9 protein-coding genes are annotated in these 13,740 nt (G+C 73.2%); 1 reads left to right on the plus strand and 8 read right to left on the minus strand.

Features of this window, described 5'->3' with window-relative positions; all coding sequences use genetic code 11:
* The first annotated feature begins 64 nt into the window (after positions 1–64).
* Positions 65–1,975 carry a glycosyltransferase family 2 protein gene (locus tag ACFYW3_RS07850; protein WP_389385826.1) on the plus strand — a complete coding sequence of 637 codons (1,911 nt, stop codon included), beginning with the start codon at positions 65–67 and terminating at the stop codon, positions 1,973–1,975.
* 87 nt (positions 1,976–2,062) lie between these two features.
* On the opposite strand, the gene galE is transcribed toward ACFYW3_RS07850, so the two are convergent.
* From galE to ACFYW3_RS07890, 8 genes are all read right to left on the minus strand, one after another.
* Positions 2,063–3,052 carry a UDP-glucose 4-epimerase GalE gene (gene galE, locus ACFYW3_RS07855; protein WP_351755045.1) on the minus strand — a complete coding sequence of 330 codons (990 nt, stop codon included), beginning with the start codon at positions 3,050–3,052 and terminating at the stop codon, positions 2,063–2,065.
* Positions 3,053–3,111: 59 nt separating this feature from the next.
* On the minus strand, positions 3,112–4,731 hold the full coding sequence (locus ACFYW3_RS07860; RefSeq protein ID WP_389385828.1) for a glycosyltransferase family 2 protein: 1,620 nt from the start codon (positions 4,729–4,731) through the stop codon (positions 3,112–3,114).
* Positions 4,732–4,824: 93 nt separating this feature from the next.
* On the minus strand, positions 4,825–6,270 hold the full coding sequence (gene obgE / locus ACFYW3_RS07865; protein WP_389385829.1) for a GTPase ObgE: 1,446 nt from the start codon (positions 6,268–6,270) through the stop codon (positions 4,825–4,827).
* Positions 6,271–6,440: 170 nt separating this feature from the next.
* Positions 6,441–6,695, minus strand: a complete 255-nt coding sequence (gene rpmA, locus ACFYW3_RS07870; protein WP_030013081.1) for a 50S ribosomal protein L27 — start codon at positions 6,693–6,695, stop codon at positions 6,441–6,443.
* Between the two features lie 13 nt (positions 6,696–6,708).
* A complete protein-coding gene (rplU, locus tag ACFYW3_RS07875) occupies positions 6,709–7,029 on the minus strand; it encodes a 50S ribosomal protein L21 (RefSeq protein ID WP_030159347.1) in 321 nt (106 codons plus the stop codon).
* Between the two features lie 293 nt (positions 7,030–7,322).
* Entirely contained in the window at positions 7,323–11,432 is a 4,110-nt protein-coding gene (locus tag ACFYW3_RS07880) for an Rne/Rng family ribonuclease (protein ID WP_389385831.1), read from the minus strand.
* Positions 11,433–11,669: 237 nt separating this feature from the next.
* Positions 11,670–12,449 (minus strand): TIGR03936 family radical SAM-associated protein, encoded by a 780-nt coding sequence (locus ACFYW3_RS07885; protein ID WP_351755051.1) that lies wholly within the window; start codon positions 12,447–12,449, stop codon positions 11,670–11,672.
* Between the two features lie 127 nt (positions 12,450–12,576).
* Positions 12,577–13,641 (minus strand): hypothetical protein, encoded by a 1,065-nt coding sequence (locus ACFYW3_RS07890; protein WP_389385833.1) that lies wholly within the window; start codon positions 13,639–13,641, stop codon positions 12,577–12,579.
* Positions 13,642–13,740 lie beyond the last annotated feature (99 nt).

A 13,740-nucleotide genomic window follows, 5' to 3' on the forward strand; every position in this document is an offset into this window, starting at 1 on the left:
GGCCGGCCGACATACCCTCGCTGATACAGCCAGCCACGTGACCAACCAATCCGAGGAACCGCCCATGAGCTCCCCAGTGAGCGTCAGCGTCGTCGTACCGGTGCACAACACCCGGCGCTTCCTGCAGCGCTGCTTCGACTCGGTGGCCGCCCAGACCCTGACGGCGGACCGGATCGAGGTCATCGCCGTGGACGACGGCTCCACCGACGACTCCGGGGACTGGCTGGACGCCTGGGCGGCCGAACACCCGAACACCACCGTGATCCACCAGCCGGCCTCCGGCGGCGCCGGGAAGCCGCGCAACGTCGGTATCGAGGCGGCCACCGGCGACTACCTGTTCTTCCTCGACTCGGACGACTACCTGGGCCCGGAGGCCCTGGAGCGGCTGGTCGCGATGGCCGAGGAGCAGGACTCCGACGTCGTGTACGGGCGGATCGTCGGGATCAACGGGCGGGCCGCCCCGGTGGACCTGCGCACCACCAGCGGCGAGGTCTCCCTCTACGACTCCCCCGTGTACTGGACGCTCGCCGCCTACAAGCTGTGGCGCCGCAGCCTGGTCGAGGAGTACCGGCTGCGGTTCACCGAAGGCCGGCTGCTCGGCGAGGACGTGCCGTTCAGCGCGCACGCCCTGCTGCACGCCCGCCGGATTTCGGTGGTGGCCGATCACGACTGCTACTACCTGGAGGGGCGCGGCGACGGCACGAACGCCACCGAGCAGGATGCCGACTGGGTGGCGCAGCTGGCCTACGTCGGCGAGGTCCTGGAGATGGTGGCCGCCCACGTGCCGGCCGGTCCCGAGCGGGACAAGCTGATGGAGCGCCACTTCCACGGCGAGGTGCTGGGCATGTTCGCCGAGCCGTACCTGGCGCGCGACGAGGCGGGCCGCGAGGCGATGGTCCGGGCCGCCGCTCCGCTCGTCGAGGCGTACCTGACCGAGCGGGTCAGCGCCGCGCTGCCGCCCCGGCTGCGGCTGCGCGCCCATCTGATCGGGGCGGGACGCGCCCCTGAGCTGACCGCCGTCATCGCCGCCGACACCGTGGACGGGCTCGGTCCGGCCCTGATCGAGGACGGCCGGGCGTTCGCCGCCTACCCGTTCTTCCGCGACCCCGCCGCCGGCCTGCCCGACGAGCTGTACGACCTGACCTCGCGGGTGGTGCTGCGGCAGGAGCTGGCCTCGTACGACTGGGACGGTCCGGTGCTGCGGCTGCGCGGGACGGCCCGGCTCGACGGCGTGGGCGGCGCGGAGGAGCAGGATGTGTCGCTGCTGCTGCGGCGGCAGGGCCACACCATCCGGATACCGGCGGCGCGGACCGACGAGCGGGGTGGCTACGAGGCGGCGGTGGACGTCAACCGGGCCGCCGAGGGCCTCCGGCTCGACGACGGCATATGGACCGTACGGGTCGCGGTGGCGGCGGGCTCCCTCGTCAAGGAGGCCTGGCTGCCGAGACCGAAGGCCGCCGAGTACGACGCCGCCCCGGTGCCCCGGATCGTGCACGGCACGCCCGGGGAGCCGCCGCAGGCCGCGACGGTGTTCCACTCCGAGGCTCACCAGCACGTCAACCTCGACCTGGGCGCCACCCGGATACCGCTGGCCGGCGACGCGCGCGGCACAGCCGCCGCCCGGGTCGTGGGCGCCCCGGTCCTGGAGGCGACGGCGACCATACCGGGCTGGCCGGCGGGCGCGCCGGTGGACTTCGTGCTGCACGCGCCGGGCCGGGCCCCGTTCAGCACGCCGGCGGTGGGTGTCGCCGATCCGGACGGCCGGCTGCGGGTGCGGTCGCAGGTGCGGGGCGTGCCGGAGGGCGAGTGGCAGGTTCGGCTGCGGATACGGGACCGGGGGTTCAGCCGGGAGCTGCCGGTGCACTCGGCGGACGGGGTGGCGCTCACCGTACGGGTACCGCTGCCGCTGCACCGCCGGCTCGGCCGGCAGGCCCGCCGGACGGTCTCCCGGATCGTGCGCACGCCGGCCCGCTGACACGCGCACCGGCCCGCCGCCCGGGTGATCGGGGCGGCGGGCCGGTGGCATGTCCGAAGCGGACGACGGGGTCCGGGGAGGCGCGGCCTAGCGCTGCGCGGCCACCCTGTTGGCCTGCCAGCCCGCCCACGCCGAGGTGATCATCTCGCGGACGTCGTGGCGGGCCTTCCAGCCCAGCTCGGCGGCGATCCTGTCGGCGGAGGCCACGACCTTCGCCGGGTCGCCGGGACGGCGCGGGGTGACCACCGGCGCGAAGTCGTTGCCGGTGTCGGCGTTCAGCAACTCGACCATCTCGCGGACGGAGACGCCCTCGCCGCGGCCGATGTTGACGGTGAGGTCCTTGTACTCGCCCTGCGCGCCCCACTCGGCGAGCTTGCGGGCCGCCACCACGTGGGCGTCCGCGAGGTCCTCGACGTGGATGTAGTCGCGGATGCAGGTGCCGTCCGGGGTCGGGTAGTCGTCGCCGAAGATGCGGGCGCCCTCGCCGGCCTCGTAGCGCTCGAAGACCATCGGGACGAGGTTGAAGACCCCGGTGTCCGCGAGTTCGGGGGTGGCGGCGCCCGCCACGTTGAAGTAGCGCAGGCAGGCGGTGGAGATGCCGTGCGCCTTGCCGGCGGCGCGGACGAGCCATTCGCCGGTGAGCTTGGTCTCGCCGTACGGGCTCAGCGGCAGGCAGGGGGTGTCCTCGGTGACCAGGTCCACGTCGGGCATGCCGTAGACGGAGGCGGAGGAGGAGAAGAGGAAGTTGCGGATGCCGGCCTCTGCCACGGCCTGGAGCAGCACCGTGAGGCCCTGCACGTTCTCGTGGTAGTAGTACAGCGGCTTCTCGACGGACTCGCCGACCTGCTTCTTCCCGGCGAGGTGGACGACGCCGGTGATGCGGTGCTCCGCGAGGGTCTTGTCCAGGAGCGGCCGGTCCAGCACCGAGCCGATGACCAGCGGGACGCCGTCCGGGACGCGGTTCTCGTTGCCCGTGGACAGGTCGTCGAGGACGACGACCTCCTCCCCCGCGAGCCTCATCGCGCGGACGACGTGTGAGCCGATGTATCCGGCGCCACCGGTGATCAGAAAAGTCATGCCGTGTTCTCCCGAGTCCTGTCCGATTCCGCCGGCCGTCTGCGACCGGGGTCCCTATGTCAGCTCGACCGCAGGCCTGCCTTGAACCTGCCGAGGCGGTTGCGTACGAGGCTCATGGCCCCGGACGCGCCCGGCGCGAGCCGCACGCCCAGCGAACCCGCGGCCGTGCGGTACGGCTGCGCCAGCAGAACACCGTACCGGCTGCTGGGCAGCGCCCGCCGTCGCAGCAGGTCGTCGAGGGGCCGCGGCGGGATCACGAGGGAGCTCCCGTCCGCACACCGCACTCCGATCCGCACCCCCCACGCCTGCATCCCGTGTCCGCCGCGTCGCCGTCCGGCCTCCGCGAGCGCGGTGAGCCGGAACGGCAGCTCGGCCGTCCAGCCGTCCCCGTCGGTCGCGGGGGTCAACTCCACGGGTTCGCCGAGGACCGGGTCCCCGCCCGAGCGCGCCTGGAAGTCCAACCACGCGGTGCGCGGCCCGGCGGCGGCGAGCCGTCCGTACATGTCGTGGACGCGGATCCGCAGGCCCGCGGTTCCGCTCGGGCGGGCGTCGACGGTGACGGGGAGTTCCCCGGTCGGCAGCGTCGCCATGCCGTCCAGCACCACCGGGAGCTCCTCGCTCCACACGGGCAGCCCCTCCGGGGTGCTCGCGTACGGCGGCAGCAGCCGCGGGGGCTCGGCGGCGAAGCGGGTCAGCCGCTCCACGTCGGCGGGCGGCTTCGGAGTGGCCCGCAGCAGTCGTACGATCCAGCGCGCGTGCGCCCCGGCGGCCTCGACGTCGGCGTCCGTGAACCCGTCGAGGTAGTCGCGCGTCGCGGTCCACCAGGCGGCCTGGTAGTCGGGGTCCTCGCCGAGTTCGCGCAGGTACATGCGCAGGTCGTACTCCAGGAACTTGACCTGGCAGGCGTGCCCCAGTTCCGGCGAGGAGGCGGTGAGGATCCGGGCGGCGGTGCGGTGCGCCTCGATCCTGGAGAGCCAGTTGGCGACGTCCTTGCGGTCGAGGGAGATCGACACCTGGGCGGCGGACCGGCGCACGTGCCAGACGTAGACGAGGTCGTCGATCACGGCGACGCGGGGCACGGCGGCCAGGACGCGGGCGGTGAAGACGAAGTCCTCGTAGACGAAGCGGCCGTCGGGGAAGCGGATGTCGTGCTCGTCGAGGAAGGCGCGCGCGTACAGCTTGTTGACGCAGAGGGTGTCGCGGACCAGTTCGGGCCGGTCGGCGGGCCGTTCGATGACGTCGCCCGCGGTGTACAGCCCCGGTACCCAGGGCACGTCCTGACGCTGCGGCAGCTCCCGCCGGACGCACGCGCCGACCGTCACCGGCGCGCGGTGCCGTTCGGCGGCTCTCACGAGGGCGTCCGCCGCGCCGGGCGGCAGGACGTCGTCGCTGTCGAGGAAGAGGACGTACGGGGCGGTCGCGGCCGCGATCCCGTCGTTGCGCGGGGTCCCGCAGCCGCCGCTGTTCTCCGTGCGGTGCAGGACCTTCAGGCGGGGATGGCGGGCGGCCAGCTCGTCCAGGACCCGCCCGGTGTCGTCGGACGAGGCGTCGTTGACCGCGATGACCTCGTCGACCACCGGGCCCTGGTCGAGAGCCGAGGAGACGGCCTCGCCCACGAGCCCGGCGTCGTTGTACGCGATCACCACGACGGAGACGGTGGCGGGATTGATGCTGGTCACCCGCTGGATCCTAGGCGACCCGGGTAAAGGTCGCCTCAAGACCCCCGTCGGACCCTTGACGGCGGCGGACCGCCGTCAGGATCCGGACATGTCCTAGAAGGGTCGGAACTCGTCGTACTCCTGCTGGGCGGAGTCGCCGCGCTTGGCTTCCTTGTCCTTGCGGCGCGTGGTGGCCGGGCGCGGCGCGTCCAGGCGGTGGTCCTCGCCACGGCGGCCCAGCATCTCGGCGCCGGCCATCATGGTCGGCTCCCAGTCGAAGACGACGGAGTTCTCCTCGGAGCCGATGGCGACGCCGTCACCGGCGCGGGCGCCGGCCTTCTTCAGCGCCTCCTCGACGCCGAGGCGGGCGAGGCGGTCGGCGAGGTAGCCCACGGCCTCGTCGTTGTTGAAGTCGGTCTGGCGGACCCAGCGCTCCGGCTTCTCGCCGCGCACCTGGTAGACGTCCTCGACCTCGTCGTAGGTGACGGTGAAGCCGGAGTCGTCGACGGCCTTCGGACGGATGACGATGCGGGTCGCCTCCTCCTTCGGCTTGCGGGCGCGGGCCTTGGCGATGACCTCGGCGAGGAAGTACGAGAGTTCCTTCAGGCCCGTACGGGACACCGCGGAAACCTCGAAGACCTTGTAGCCGCGCGCCTCGAGGTCCGGGCGGACCATGTCGGCGAGCTCCTGGCCGTCCGGGATGTCGACCTTGTTCAGGACCACGAGGCGGGGGCGCTTCTCCAGGCCACCGCCGTAGAGCTTGAGCTCTTCCTCGATGACGTCGAGGTCGGCCACCGGGTCGCGGTCGGACTCCAGGGTGGCGGTGTCCAGCACGTGCACGAGGATCGAGCAGCGCTCGACGTGGCGCAGGAACTCCAGGCCGAGGCCCTTGCCCTGGCTCGCGCCGGGGATGAGGCCCGGGACGTCGGCGATCGTGTAGACCGTCGAGCCGGCCGTGACGACGCCCAGGTTCGGGACCAGGGTGGTGAACGGGTAGTCCGCGATCTTCGGCTTGGCCGCGGAGAGCACCGAGATCAGCGAGGACTTGCCGGCGCTCGGGAAACCGACCAGCGCCACGTCGGCGACGGTCTTGAGCTCCAGGACGATGTCACCGGTGGTGCCGGGGACGCCGAGGAGCGCGAAGCCGGGCGCCTTGCGGCGCGCCGACGACAGGGCCGCGTTGCCGAGGCCGCCGCGGCCGCCCTCACCTGCGACGTAGGTGGTGCCCTGGCCGACGAGGTCGGCGAGGACGTTGCCCTCCTTGTCGAGGACGACGGTGCCGTCCGGCACGGGCAGGATCAGGTCCTGGCCGTCCTTGCCGGAGCGGTTGTCGCCGGCGCCGGGCTGACCGTTGGTGGCCTTGCGGTGCGGGCTGTGGTGGTAGTCCAGCAGGGTGGTGACCGCCTGCTCCACCACGAGGATGACGTCACCGCCACGGCCGCCGTTTCCGCCGTCGGGGCCGCCGAGCGGCTTGAACTTCTCCCGGTGAACGGAGGCGCAGCCGTGGCCCCCGTTACCCGCGGCGACGTGCAGCTCGACGCGGTCCACGAAGGTGGTCATGGGTGTTCCTCCAGATACATACGGGAATGTCCCGGGCAGGCCTTGCCGCCCATTAAACGTGTCTATGTGACAACGCGCCGAGGGCGGACCTCTCTTCCCGGCTTCCGCCGGGAAGAGTTGAGATCCGCCCTCGGGGTGTTACGAACGCGTGTGATGCAGCAGGAGCTGGATCAGGCGGCCGGAACGATGTTGACGACCTTGCGGCCACGGTGCGTGCCGAACTCGACCGAACCGGCCTGCAGCGCGAACAGCGTGTCGTCGCCACCACGACCGACACCCGAACCCGGGTGGAAGTGGGTGCCGCGCTGGCGGACGAGGATCTCGCCGGCGGAAACGACCTGACCGCCGAAGCGCTTCACGCCGAGCCGCTGAGCATTGGAATCGCGCCCGTTCCGGGTGGACGATGCGCCCTTCTTGTGTGCCATGTCTCAGTCCCTCTTACTTCGCAGCCGTGGGGATACCGGTGACCTTGATCGCCGTGTACTGCTGGCGGTGACCCTGGCGACGGCGGTAGCCGGTCTTGTTCTTGTAGCGCAGGATGTCGATCTTGGCGCCCTTGTGGTGGTCCACGATCTCGGCCTGGACCTTGATCCCGGCCAGCACCCACGGGTCGCTGGTCACGGCGTCGCCGTCGACAACGAGCAGGGTCGAGAGCTCGACCGTGTCGCCAACCTTGGCAGTGGAAATCTTGTCAACCTCAACGATGTCACCAACAGCAACCTTGTGCTGGCGACCACCGCTGCGCACGATGGCGTACACGCGGATCTCTCTCTCACTCGGGACGGATGCTCCTGAAGCCAGCCGCTCACGCGGGCCGAGGCCCACGGTGATCCGGATTGGACGAGCGGCCTCTCCCCGGCGGCGCGCACGCGCGAGGCGCGTACGCGGAGGTACAGAGGAGGAAGGTGCTCAGGAGCGCGACGCGCACTAGACGGAAAATCATCTAGGACATGCCGACGGTCTAGGTTACGGGCCCGGTTCCAGGGGGTCAAACCGGGCCCGGAACGCCCGTGGGCCCCGCCGTTCGGCGGGGCCCACGGGTGTGACGCGGATCAGGCCTCGGTGGGAGCCGAGACGGACGGGAGCGTCTGCTGCTCCGCCGCCGCGGTCTTCTTCGTGGCCCGCTTCGCCGGCGCCTTCTTGGCCGTGGTGGCGGCCTTCTTGGCGACGGTCTTCTTCGCGGCGGTCTTGGTGGCCGCCGCCTTCTTGGCCGGGGCCTTCTTCGCCGCGGTGGTGGTCGCCTTCTTGGCCGGAGCCTTGCGGGCGGCCTTCTTCTTCACCGGCGCCTCGGGCTCGGCGTCGGCTTCGACCGGGGCCGCCTCGGGCTCCGACTCGGCTGCCGCAGCGGCCTCGACGACCAGGACGGCCGCCTCGGCCGCGCCCGCCGGGGAACCGGCCGGTGCGGTGGCCTTGCGGGTGGCACGGCGACGCGGGCGGGCCGGCGCGGCGTCCGCGACGGGCTCGGCCACCGGCTCGGCCGGGGTCTCGACGACGACCGGCTCGGGCTCCGGCTCCACGACGGGCTCGACGACGGCCTCCACGACCGGCTCCGGCTCCGCGGCGGCCTCGGCGGCGACCGCGGGGGCACCCGCCGGGGCGGTGGCCTTGCGGGTGGCACGGCGACGCGTACGGCCCTTGGGGGCCTCCTCGACCACCGGCTCCGGGGCGACCTCGGGCTCGACCGGGGCGACGGCGACGGGCTCGGGCTCGACGACGGCCACCGGCTCGGCGACGGGCTCCACGACCGGCTCGGGCTCGGCCACGACGGCCGGGGCCCGCTCCGGGGCCGCCGCGCCGCGCGGGGCGCCCGCCGGAGCGGTCGCCTTGCGGGTGGCACGGCGACGGTTGCGTCGACCACTCACGCCGGAGGCCGCGGCCTCCGCCTCGGCCCGGCTGCCGTACAGCTCCTCGTCCGGGACGAACTCCGGCTCGGGCAGCGCGCGGGGCGCGGAGACCTCGGCGGCCAGTTCTTCCTCGGTCTCGTAGACCTCGGTGTCACCGGTGTCGGTCGACTCGACCGACTCGACGTCGTGGTCGTGGTCCTGGGTGCGGCCGCCGCGGCGCTTGGAGCGCTTGCCGTTGCCGCCGCCACCGACCACGGTCGGGGTCTCCATGTGGACGATGACACCGCGGCCGTTGCAGTGGACGCAGGTCTCGGAGAAGGACTCCAGGAGGCCCTGGCCCACCCGCTTGCGGGTCATCTGGACCAGGCCCAGCGAGGTGACCTCGGCCACCTGGTGCTTCGTGCGGTCGCGGCCCAGGCACTCCAGCATGCGCCGCAGGACCAGGTCGCGGTTGGACTCCAGGACCATGTCGATGAAGTCGATGACGACGATGCCGCCCAGGTCGCGCAGCCGCAGCTGGCGCACGATCTCCTCGGCCGCCTCCAGGTTGTTCCTGGTGACGGTCTCTTCGAGGTTGCCGCCCTGACCGGTGAACTTGCCGGTGTTGACGTCGATGACGATCATCGCCTCGGTCTTGTCGATCACGAGGGAGCCGCCCGAGGGCAGCCACACCTTGCGGTCGAGCGCCTTGGCGAGCTGCTCGTCGATCCGGTACGTCGCGAAGACGTCGACCTCGGAGGTCCAGCGCGAGAGCCGGTCGGCCAGGTCCGGGGCCACGTGGTTCACGTAGCCGTGGATGGTCTCCCAGGCGGTGTCACCGCTGACGATGACCTTCGAGAAGTCCTCGTTGAAGATGTCGCGCACGACGCGGACGGTCATGTCCGGCTCGCCGTACAGGAGGCTCGGCGAAGAGGTCGAGATCTGCTTCGACTTCTTCTGGATGTCCTCCCACTGGGCCTGGAGGCGCTCGACGTCACGGCGCAGCTCGTCCTCGCTCGCGCCCTCGGCGGCGGTGCGCACGATGACGCCCGCGTCCTCGGGGACGATCTTCTTGAGGATGGTCTTGAGGCGCGCGCGCTCGGTGTCGGGCAGCTTGCGGCTGATACCGGTCATCGAGCCCTCGGGCACGTAGACGAGGTAGCGGCCGGGCAGCGAGACCTGGCTGGTCAGACGGGCGCCCTTGTGGCCGATCGGATCCTTGGTGACCTGCACCAGGACCGACTGGCCGGACTTGAGGGCGGACTCGATGCGGCGGGGGCCGTGGGCCATGCCGAGCGCCTCGAAGTTGACCTCACCGGCGTAGAGGACCGCGTTGCGGCCCTTGCCGATGTCGATGAAGGCGGCCTCCATCGACGGCAACACGTTCTGGACCTTGCCCAGGTAGACGTTGCCGACGTAGGAGGTGGCCTCCTCCTTGTTGACGTAGTGCTCGACGAGCACGTCGTCCTCGAGGACGCCGATCTGGGTGCGCTCGCCGGCCTGGCGGACGACCATCACACGCTCGACGGCCTCACGACGGGCCAGGAACTCGGCCTCGGTGATGATCGGCACGCGGCGGCGGCCCTGCTCGCGGCCTTCGCGACGGCGCTGCTTCTTCGCCTCCAGGCGGGTCGAGCCCTTGATGGACTGGACCTCGTCGGAGGAGGTGGAGCCGGAACCGGCGGCGGACTCGGAGCGCTCGCGCGCGGGACGCGGCTCGCGCACCTTGACGACGGTGCGTACGCCGTCCTCTTCGGCCGCGTCGGCGTCGGTACCGCCGTCACCGCTGCGGCGGCGGCGACGCCGGCGACGCCGGCTGGAGCTGGAGCCGAGGGCGCCGTCGTCGGACTCGTCGTCCTCCTCGGCGGATTCCTCTTCGGTCTCCTGGTCGGCGGACTCGGACTCGGTGTCCTCGTCGGTGGACTCGTCGAGGTCGGAGGCCTCGCCGCGACGGCGGCGACGGCCCCCGCGACGACGACGACGCGACGGACGCTCGCCGTCGTTCTCGTCCTCGTCGAGGTCGGCGGACTCGGCCTCGCCCTCGGTCTCCTCGGCCTGGTGCAGTTCCACATCGGCGAGGGAGACGGGCGCGGACTCGACGGCCGGGGCCGCGGGCTCGGCGGCCCCACGACCGCGGCGACGGCGACGACCGGCCGGCTGGGCGGCGGGAGCCTGTACGGCCTCGGCCACGACCTCCGTGTCGTCCTCGTCCTCTTCCTCGTCGACCTGGCCGGCGGCGGCAGCGGCAGCCGCGGCCATGGCGGCGGTCTCCGGGGTCTGGAACATCGGCTCGGCGAACACCGGGGCCTGGAACACGGCCACGGCGGGACGCGCCGCGCGACGGCCGGCGCGGGACTGGGTCGGGGCGGCGGGCGCCTCGGCCTCGGCGGCGGGCTGCGCGGCGGCGGCCGGGGTGACGGCGCCGGAGCGGGTGGCACGACGACGGCCGCCGCGCTTCGGGGAGTCCACGGCGTCGGCGACGGTGACGGTGGCCTTGGAGGCGACCGGGGTCTCGACGGCCGGCGCCGGGGTCTCGGCGGCGGGGGCCGGGGCGGCCTCGGCGGCGGGAGCGGCCGGCGCGGCGACGGCGCGGGTGGCACGGCGACGGGCACGCGGCGCGGGGGCCGCGGACTCCTCGACGGCCGGGGCCTCGACGGCGGCGGGCGCCTCGGCCGGGGTCTCCACGACGGCCTCGGCCGTCGGAGCGGCCGGCGCGGTCACGGCGCGGGTGGCACGGCGACGGGCACGCGGGGCGGGGGCCGCGGACTCCTCCACGACGGGGGTCTCGACGGCCGGGGTCTCGACCGCGGGCGCCGGGGCGGCCTCGGCGGCGGGAGCGGCCGGCGCGGCGACGGCGCGGGTGGCACGGCGACGGGCACGGGGCGCCGGGGCGACCGGGTCCTCGACGGCGGCGGGCTCTTCCAGGGCGACCTCGGCGGCGGGTGCCTCCGGGGCGGTGACCGCACGCGTGGCACGGCGACGGGCACGCGGCGCGGGGGCCGCGGGCTCCTCGACGGCGGGAGCGGCCGGGGTCTCGACGGCCGGGGTCTCGACCGCGGGCGCCGGGGCGGCCTCGGCGGCGGGAGCGGCCGGCGCGGCGACGGCGCGGGTGGCACGGCGGCGGGCACGCGGCGCGGGGGCTGCGGGCTCTTCGGCGGCGACTGCGGCGGGGGCGGCGGCCGGGGTCTCGGTCACGGCCTCGGCGGCGGTGGCGCCGGGCGGGCCCGCGGGCCGTGAGGCGGCGCGGCGACGCCTGCGCGGGGGCAGGTTGTCGCTGGGGCTTCCACCATCGGCGTTGCCGGCGGTGTGGTTGTTCTCAGACGTTTCGTTGTTGAGCATTGCGGGCGGTTCTCCCGTCACGCTCCCGGGCGCCGCGGCTGACATCCGGTCCGGCACGGCGCCGCGTAATGAGCGCGGAACCGGCCTCCGGGGCGCGTTCGCCACACGGGAGCTCAGTTTCATGGCCGCCGGTTCCGTACGTGTTGTCCGTACGGCCTGGCGGAAGTCTTCAGGTCTGTGTGCGCTGCCCGGCCCAGGAGGCTTCCGAGTGCCAGGGCGGCGCGACAACGGCGTTCCTTACGCGGCGGGACCTTCCGGCGCCTTCGCGTCGGCGGCTACGGCGGCCGTGGGTGGGGCGGCCGTGACAGCCTCGCGGTCGGGCGCGAGCGGGTCGGTCACCGTGCCGGACTCCTCGTCGAAGAGCCCCTGCGCCAGCCTGGTCACCGCTGCGGGGACCGGCGGCGCCAGGTCGGCCACAGCTCGGAGACCGGACAGGACGTCGTCGGGTCGTACGGCAGGTGTCAAATGCCGAACAACCAGCCGCAGTATCGCACAGGCATTGTCCAGAGGCCTATCAGCCGGGGCCGGATGTGCTTCGAGACTGACCACGGCGCCGCGCGTGTCGAAGGTCCGCATGCCGTTCTTGGTGCGGCGCTGGACCTCGACGGTGTCGGCCGCGAGGAAGGCGGCCACGGCCCGCTCGGCGTCCGCGGGCTCGACGCCGTCCAGGCGCAGCTCCCACACGGAGGCGGTCAGTCGCTCGGCGAGCCCGGACGTCCTGGCCTCGACCGCGTCGACGATGTCGAGGCCGACCGGCATCGATTCGTCGAGCAGGATCCGGAGTTTGTCGGGGTCGCGGGGTGCCGCGAGGGCGATCTCCAGGTACTCGGCCTCGCTGCCGGTGCCGGTGGGTGCGGCGTTCGCGTAGGAGACCCGGGGGTGGGGGGTGAAGCCGGCCGAGTACGCCATGGGCACCTCCGAGCGGCGCAGGGCCCGCTCGAAGGCACGCTGGAAGTCCCGGTGGCTGGTGAACCGGAGGCGGCCGCGCTTGGTGTAGCGCAGTCGGATGCGCTGCACCACCGGTGCGGGAGGCGGGCCTTCGGGCTGTCGCTTGCCCAGTGGTTCTTCTCCTTGTGCGGGGCTTCGCGGCTCGCGCGTCGCCCTGAGGTCTGGTGAGCCTGCCGGCCACGCCCCACCGGCCGGCTCACCCCTGCCTTTTGTGGAGGGAGATCTCGGGGGCGGGCGTGTTGCCTGCGACTGTCGTACTACCCAGACTACGCGCCCGTGACCTCGCCGGTTCCCTCGGAGGCGTACCGAACAGCGCCCGTCGCACCTCGGCCCGCGCTTCCCGCACCGCGGTGCGGGAGGTCCGCCACACCTCCCGGACCAGGTGCCCGACGGGGGTGGCGATGCGCCGGTGGGCCCAGCGGGCGGGCCGGACCACGAGCCCGCGCCACAGGAGGAGCAGGCCGCGGCCGAGGGTGCGGCTGATCCGGCCGGCCAGGTACCAGGCTCCGCGCAGCAGGTGTCCGAGGGGCGTGAGGACGTACGTGTACAGCCCGCGCCCGACGGGGGCGAGCACGTACCGGTACGCGCCGACCGCGATCGGGGCGACGGCGTACCGCCACAAAGCCACCCAGGGCCAGACGAACAGCGCCTTCGCCAGCCACCCGAGACCCGCGCCGATCCACCGCGCCGACCAGGCCACACCCCGACCGACGGGCGTCAGGACGTACCGCCACAGACCCACCCACGGCCATACGAACAGCACCTTGCCCAGGAACGACAGGAGGCGGGCGGACCCTTGGCCGAGGGGGGTCAGCAGGCGGGCGTACACGGCGCGGGCCAGCCGGGAGATCCCCCGTCCGGCGGGCCGGAGCAGGTACCGCAGCAGCGCGCCGCCGATCGGGGCTAGGACGTGGCTGGTCAGGGCGCTCCCGAGCCGGGCCAGGCCCTGCCCGACCGGGACCAGGACGTACCGCCACAGTCCCGCCCAGGGCCAGACGAACACCAGCTTCAGCAGGGTCACGAGGACCAGGCCGAGGGTGCGCGCCACCGGGCGGACGACCGTCCGGTGGCACCAGGACAGGCCGCGGCCGATGGGGCCGAGAAGGTGCCGGTTCAGCGTCCGCCCGAACGCCACGAGCAGGTCCCACACCACTCGTACGGGCAGTACGACGAGCACGGTCACTATCTTCACGGGGATGCGGACGACGCCGACGAGGCAGCCCTCGCCGCCGTTCGTCGGTCGCCCCTTGTCGAGTTCCATGCAGGTAGGGACACGGGACAGGCCCCCACCGTTGCGAGTGGGGGCCTGTCGAGACCGAGGTGTTACCGAATGTGACCGAGGCGCGTCACCCGATGGCCG

It is taken from the genome of Streptomyces sp. NPDC002602 (genome assembly GCF_042889445.1).
In the GTDB taxonomy this organism is placed as follows: Bacteria; Actinomycetota; Actinomycetes; order Streptomycetales; family Streptomycetaceae; genus Streptomyces.

What these genes read in the sequence shown, in the direction of transcription:
- ACFYW3_RS07850 (WP_389385826.1), top strand. Translation starts at nt 65, where the DNA reads ATGAGCTCCCCAGTGAGCGTCAGCGTCGTCGTACCGGTGCACAACACC.
- galE (WP_351755045.1), bottom strand. Translation starts at nt 3,052, where the DNA reads ATGACTTTTCTGATCACCGGTGGCGCCGGATACATCGGCTCACACGTC.
- obgE (WP_389385829.1), bottom strand. Translation starts at nt 6,270, where the DNA reads ATGACCACCTTCGTGGACCGCGTCGAGCTGCACGTCGCCGCGGGTAAC.
- rpmA (WP_030013081.1), bottom strand. Translation starts at nt 6,695, where the DNA reads ATGGCACACAAGAAGGGCGCATCGTCCACCCGGAACGGGCGCGATTCC.
- ACFYW3_RS07880 (WP_389385831.1), bottom strand. Translation starts at nt 11,432, where the DNA reads ATGCTCAACAACGAAACGTCTGAGAACAACCACACCGCCGGCAACGCC.
- ACFYW3_RS07890 (WP_389385833.1), bottom strand. Translation starts at nt 13,641, where the DNA reads ATGGAACTCGACAAGGGGCGACCGACGAACGGCGGCGAGGGCTGCCTC.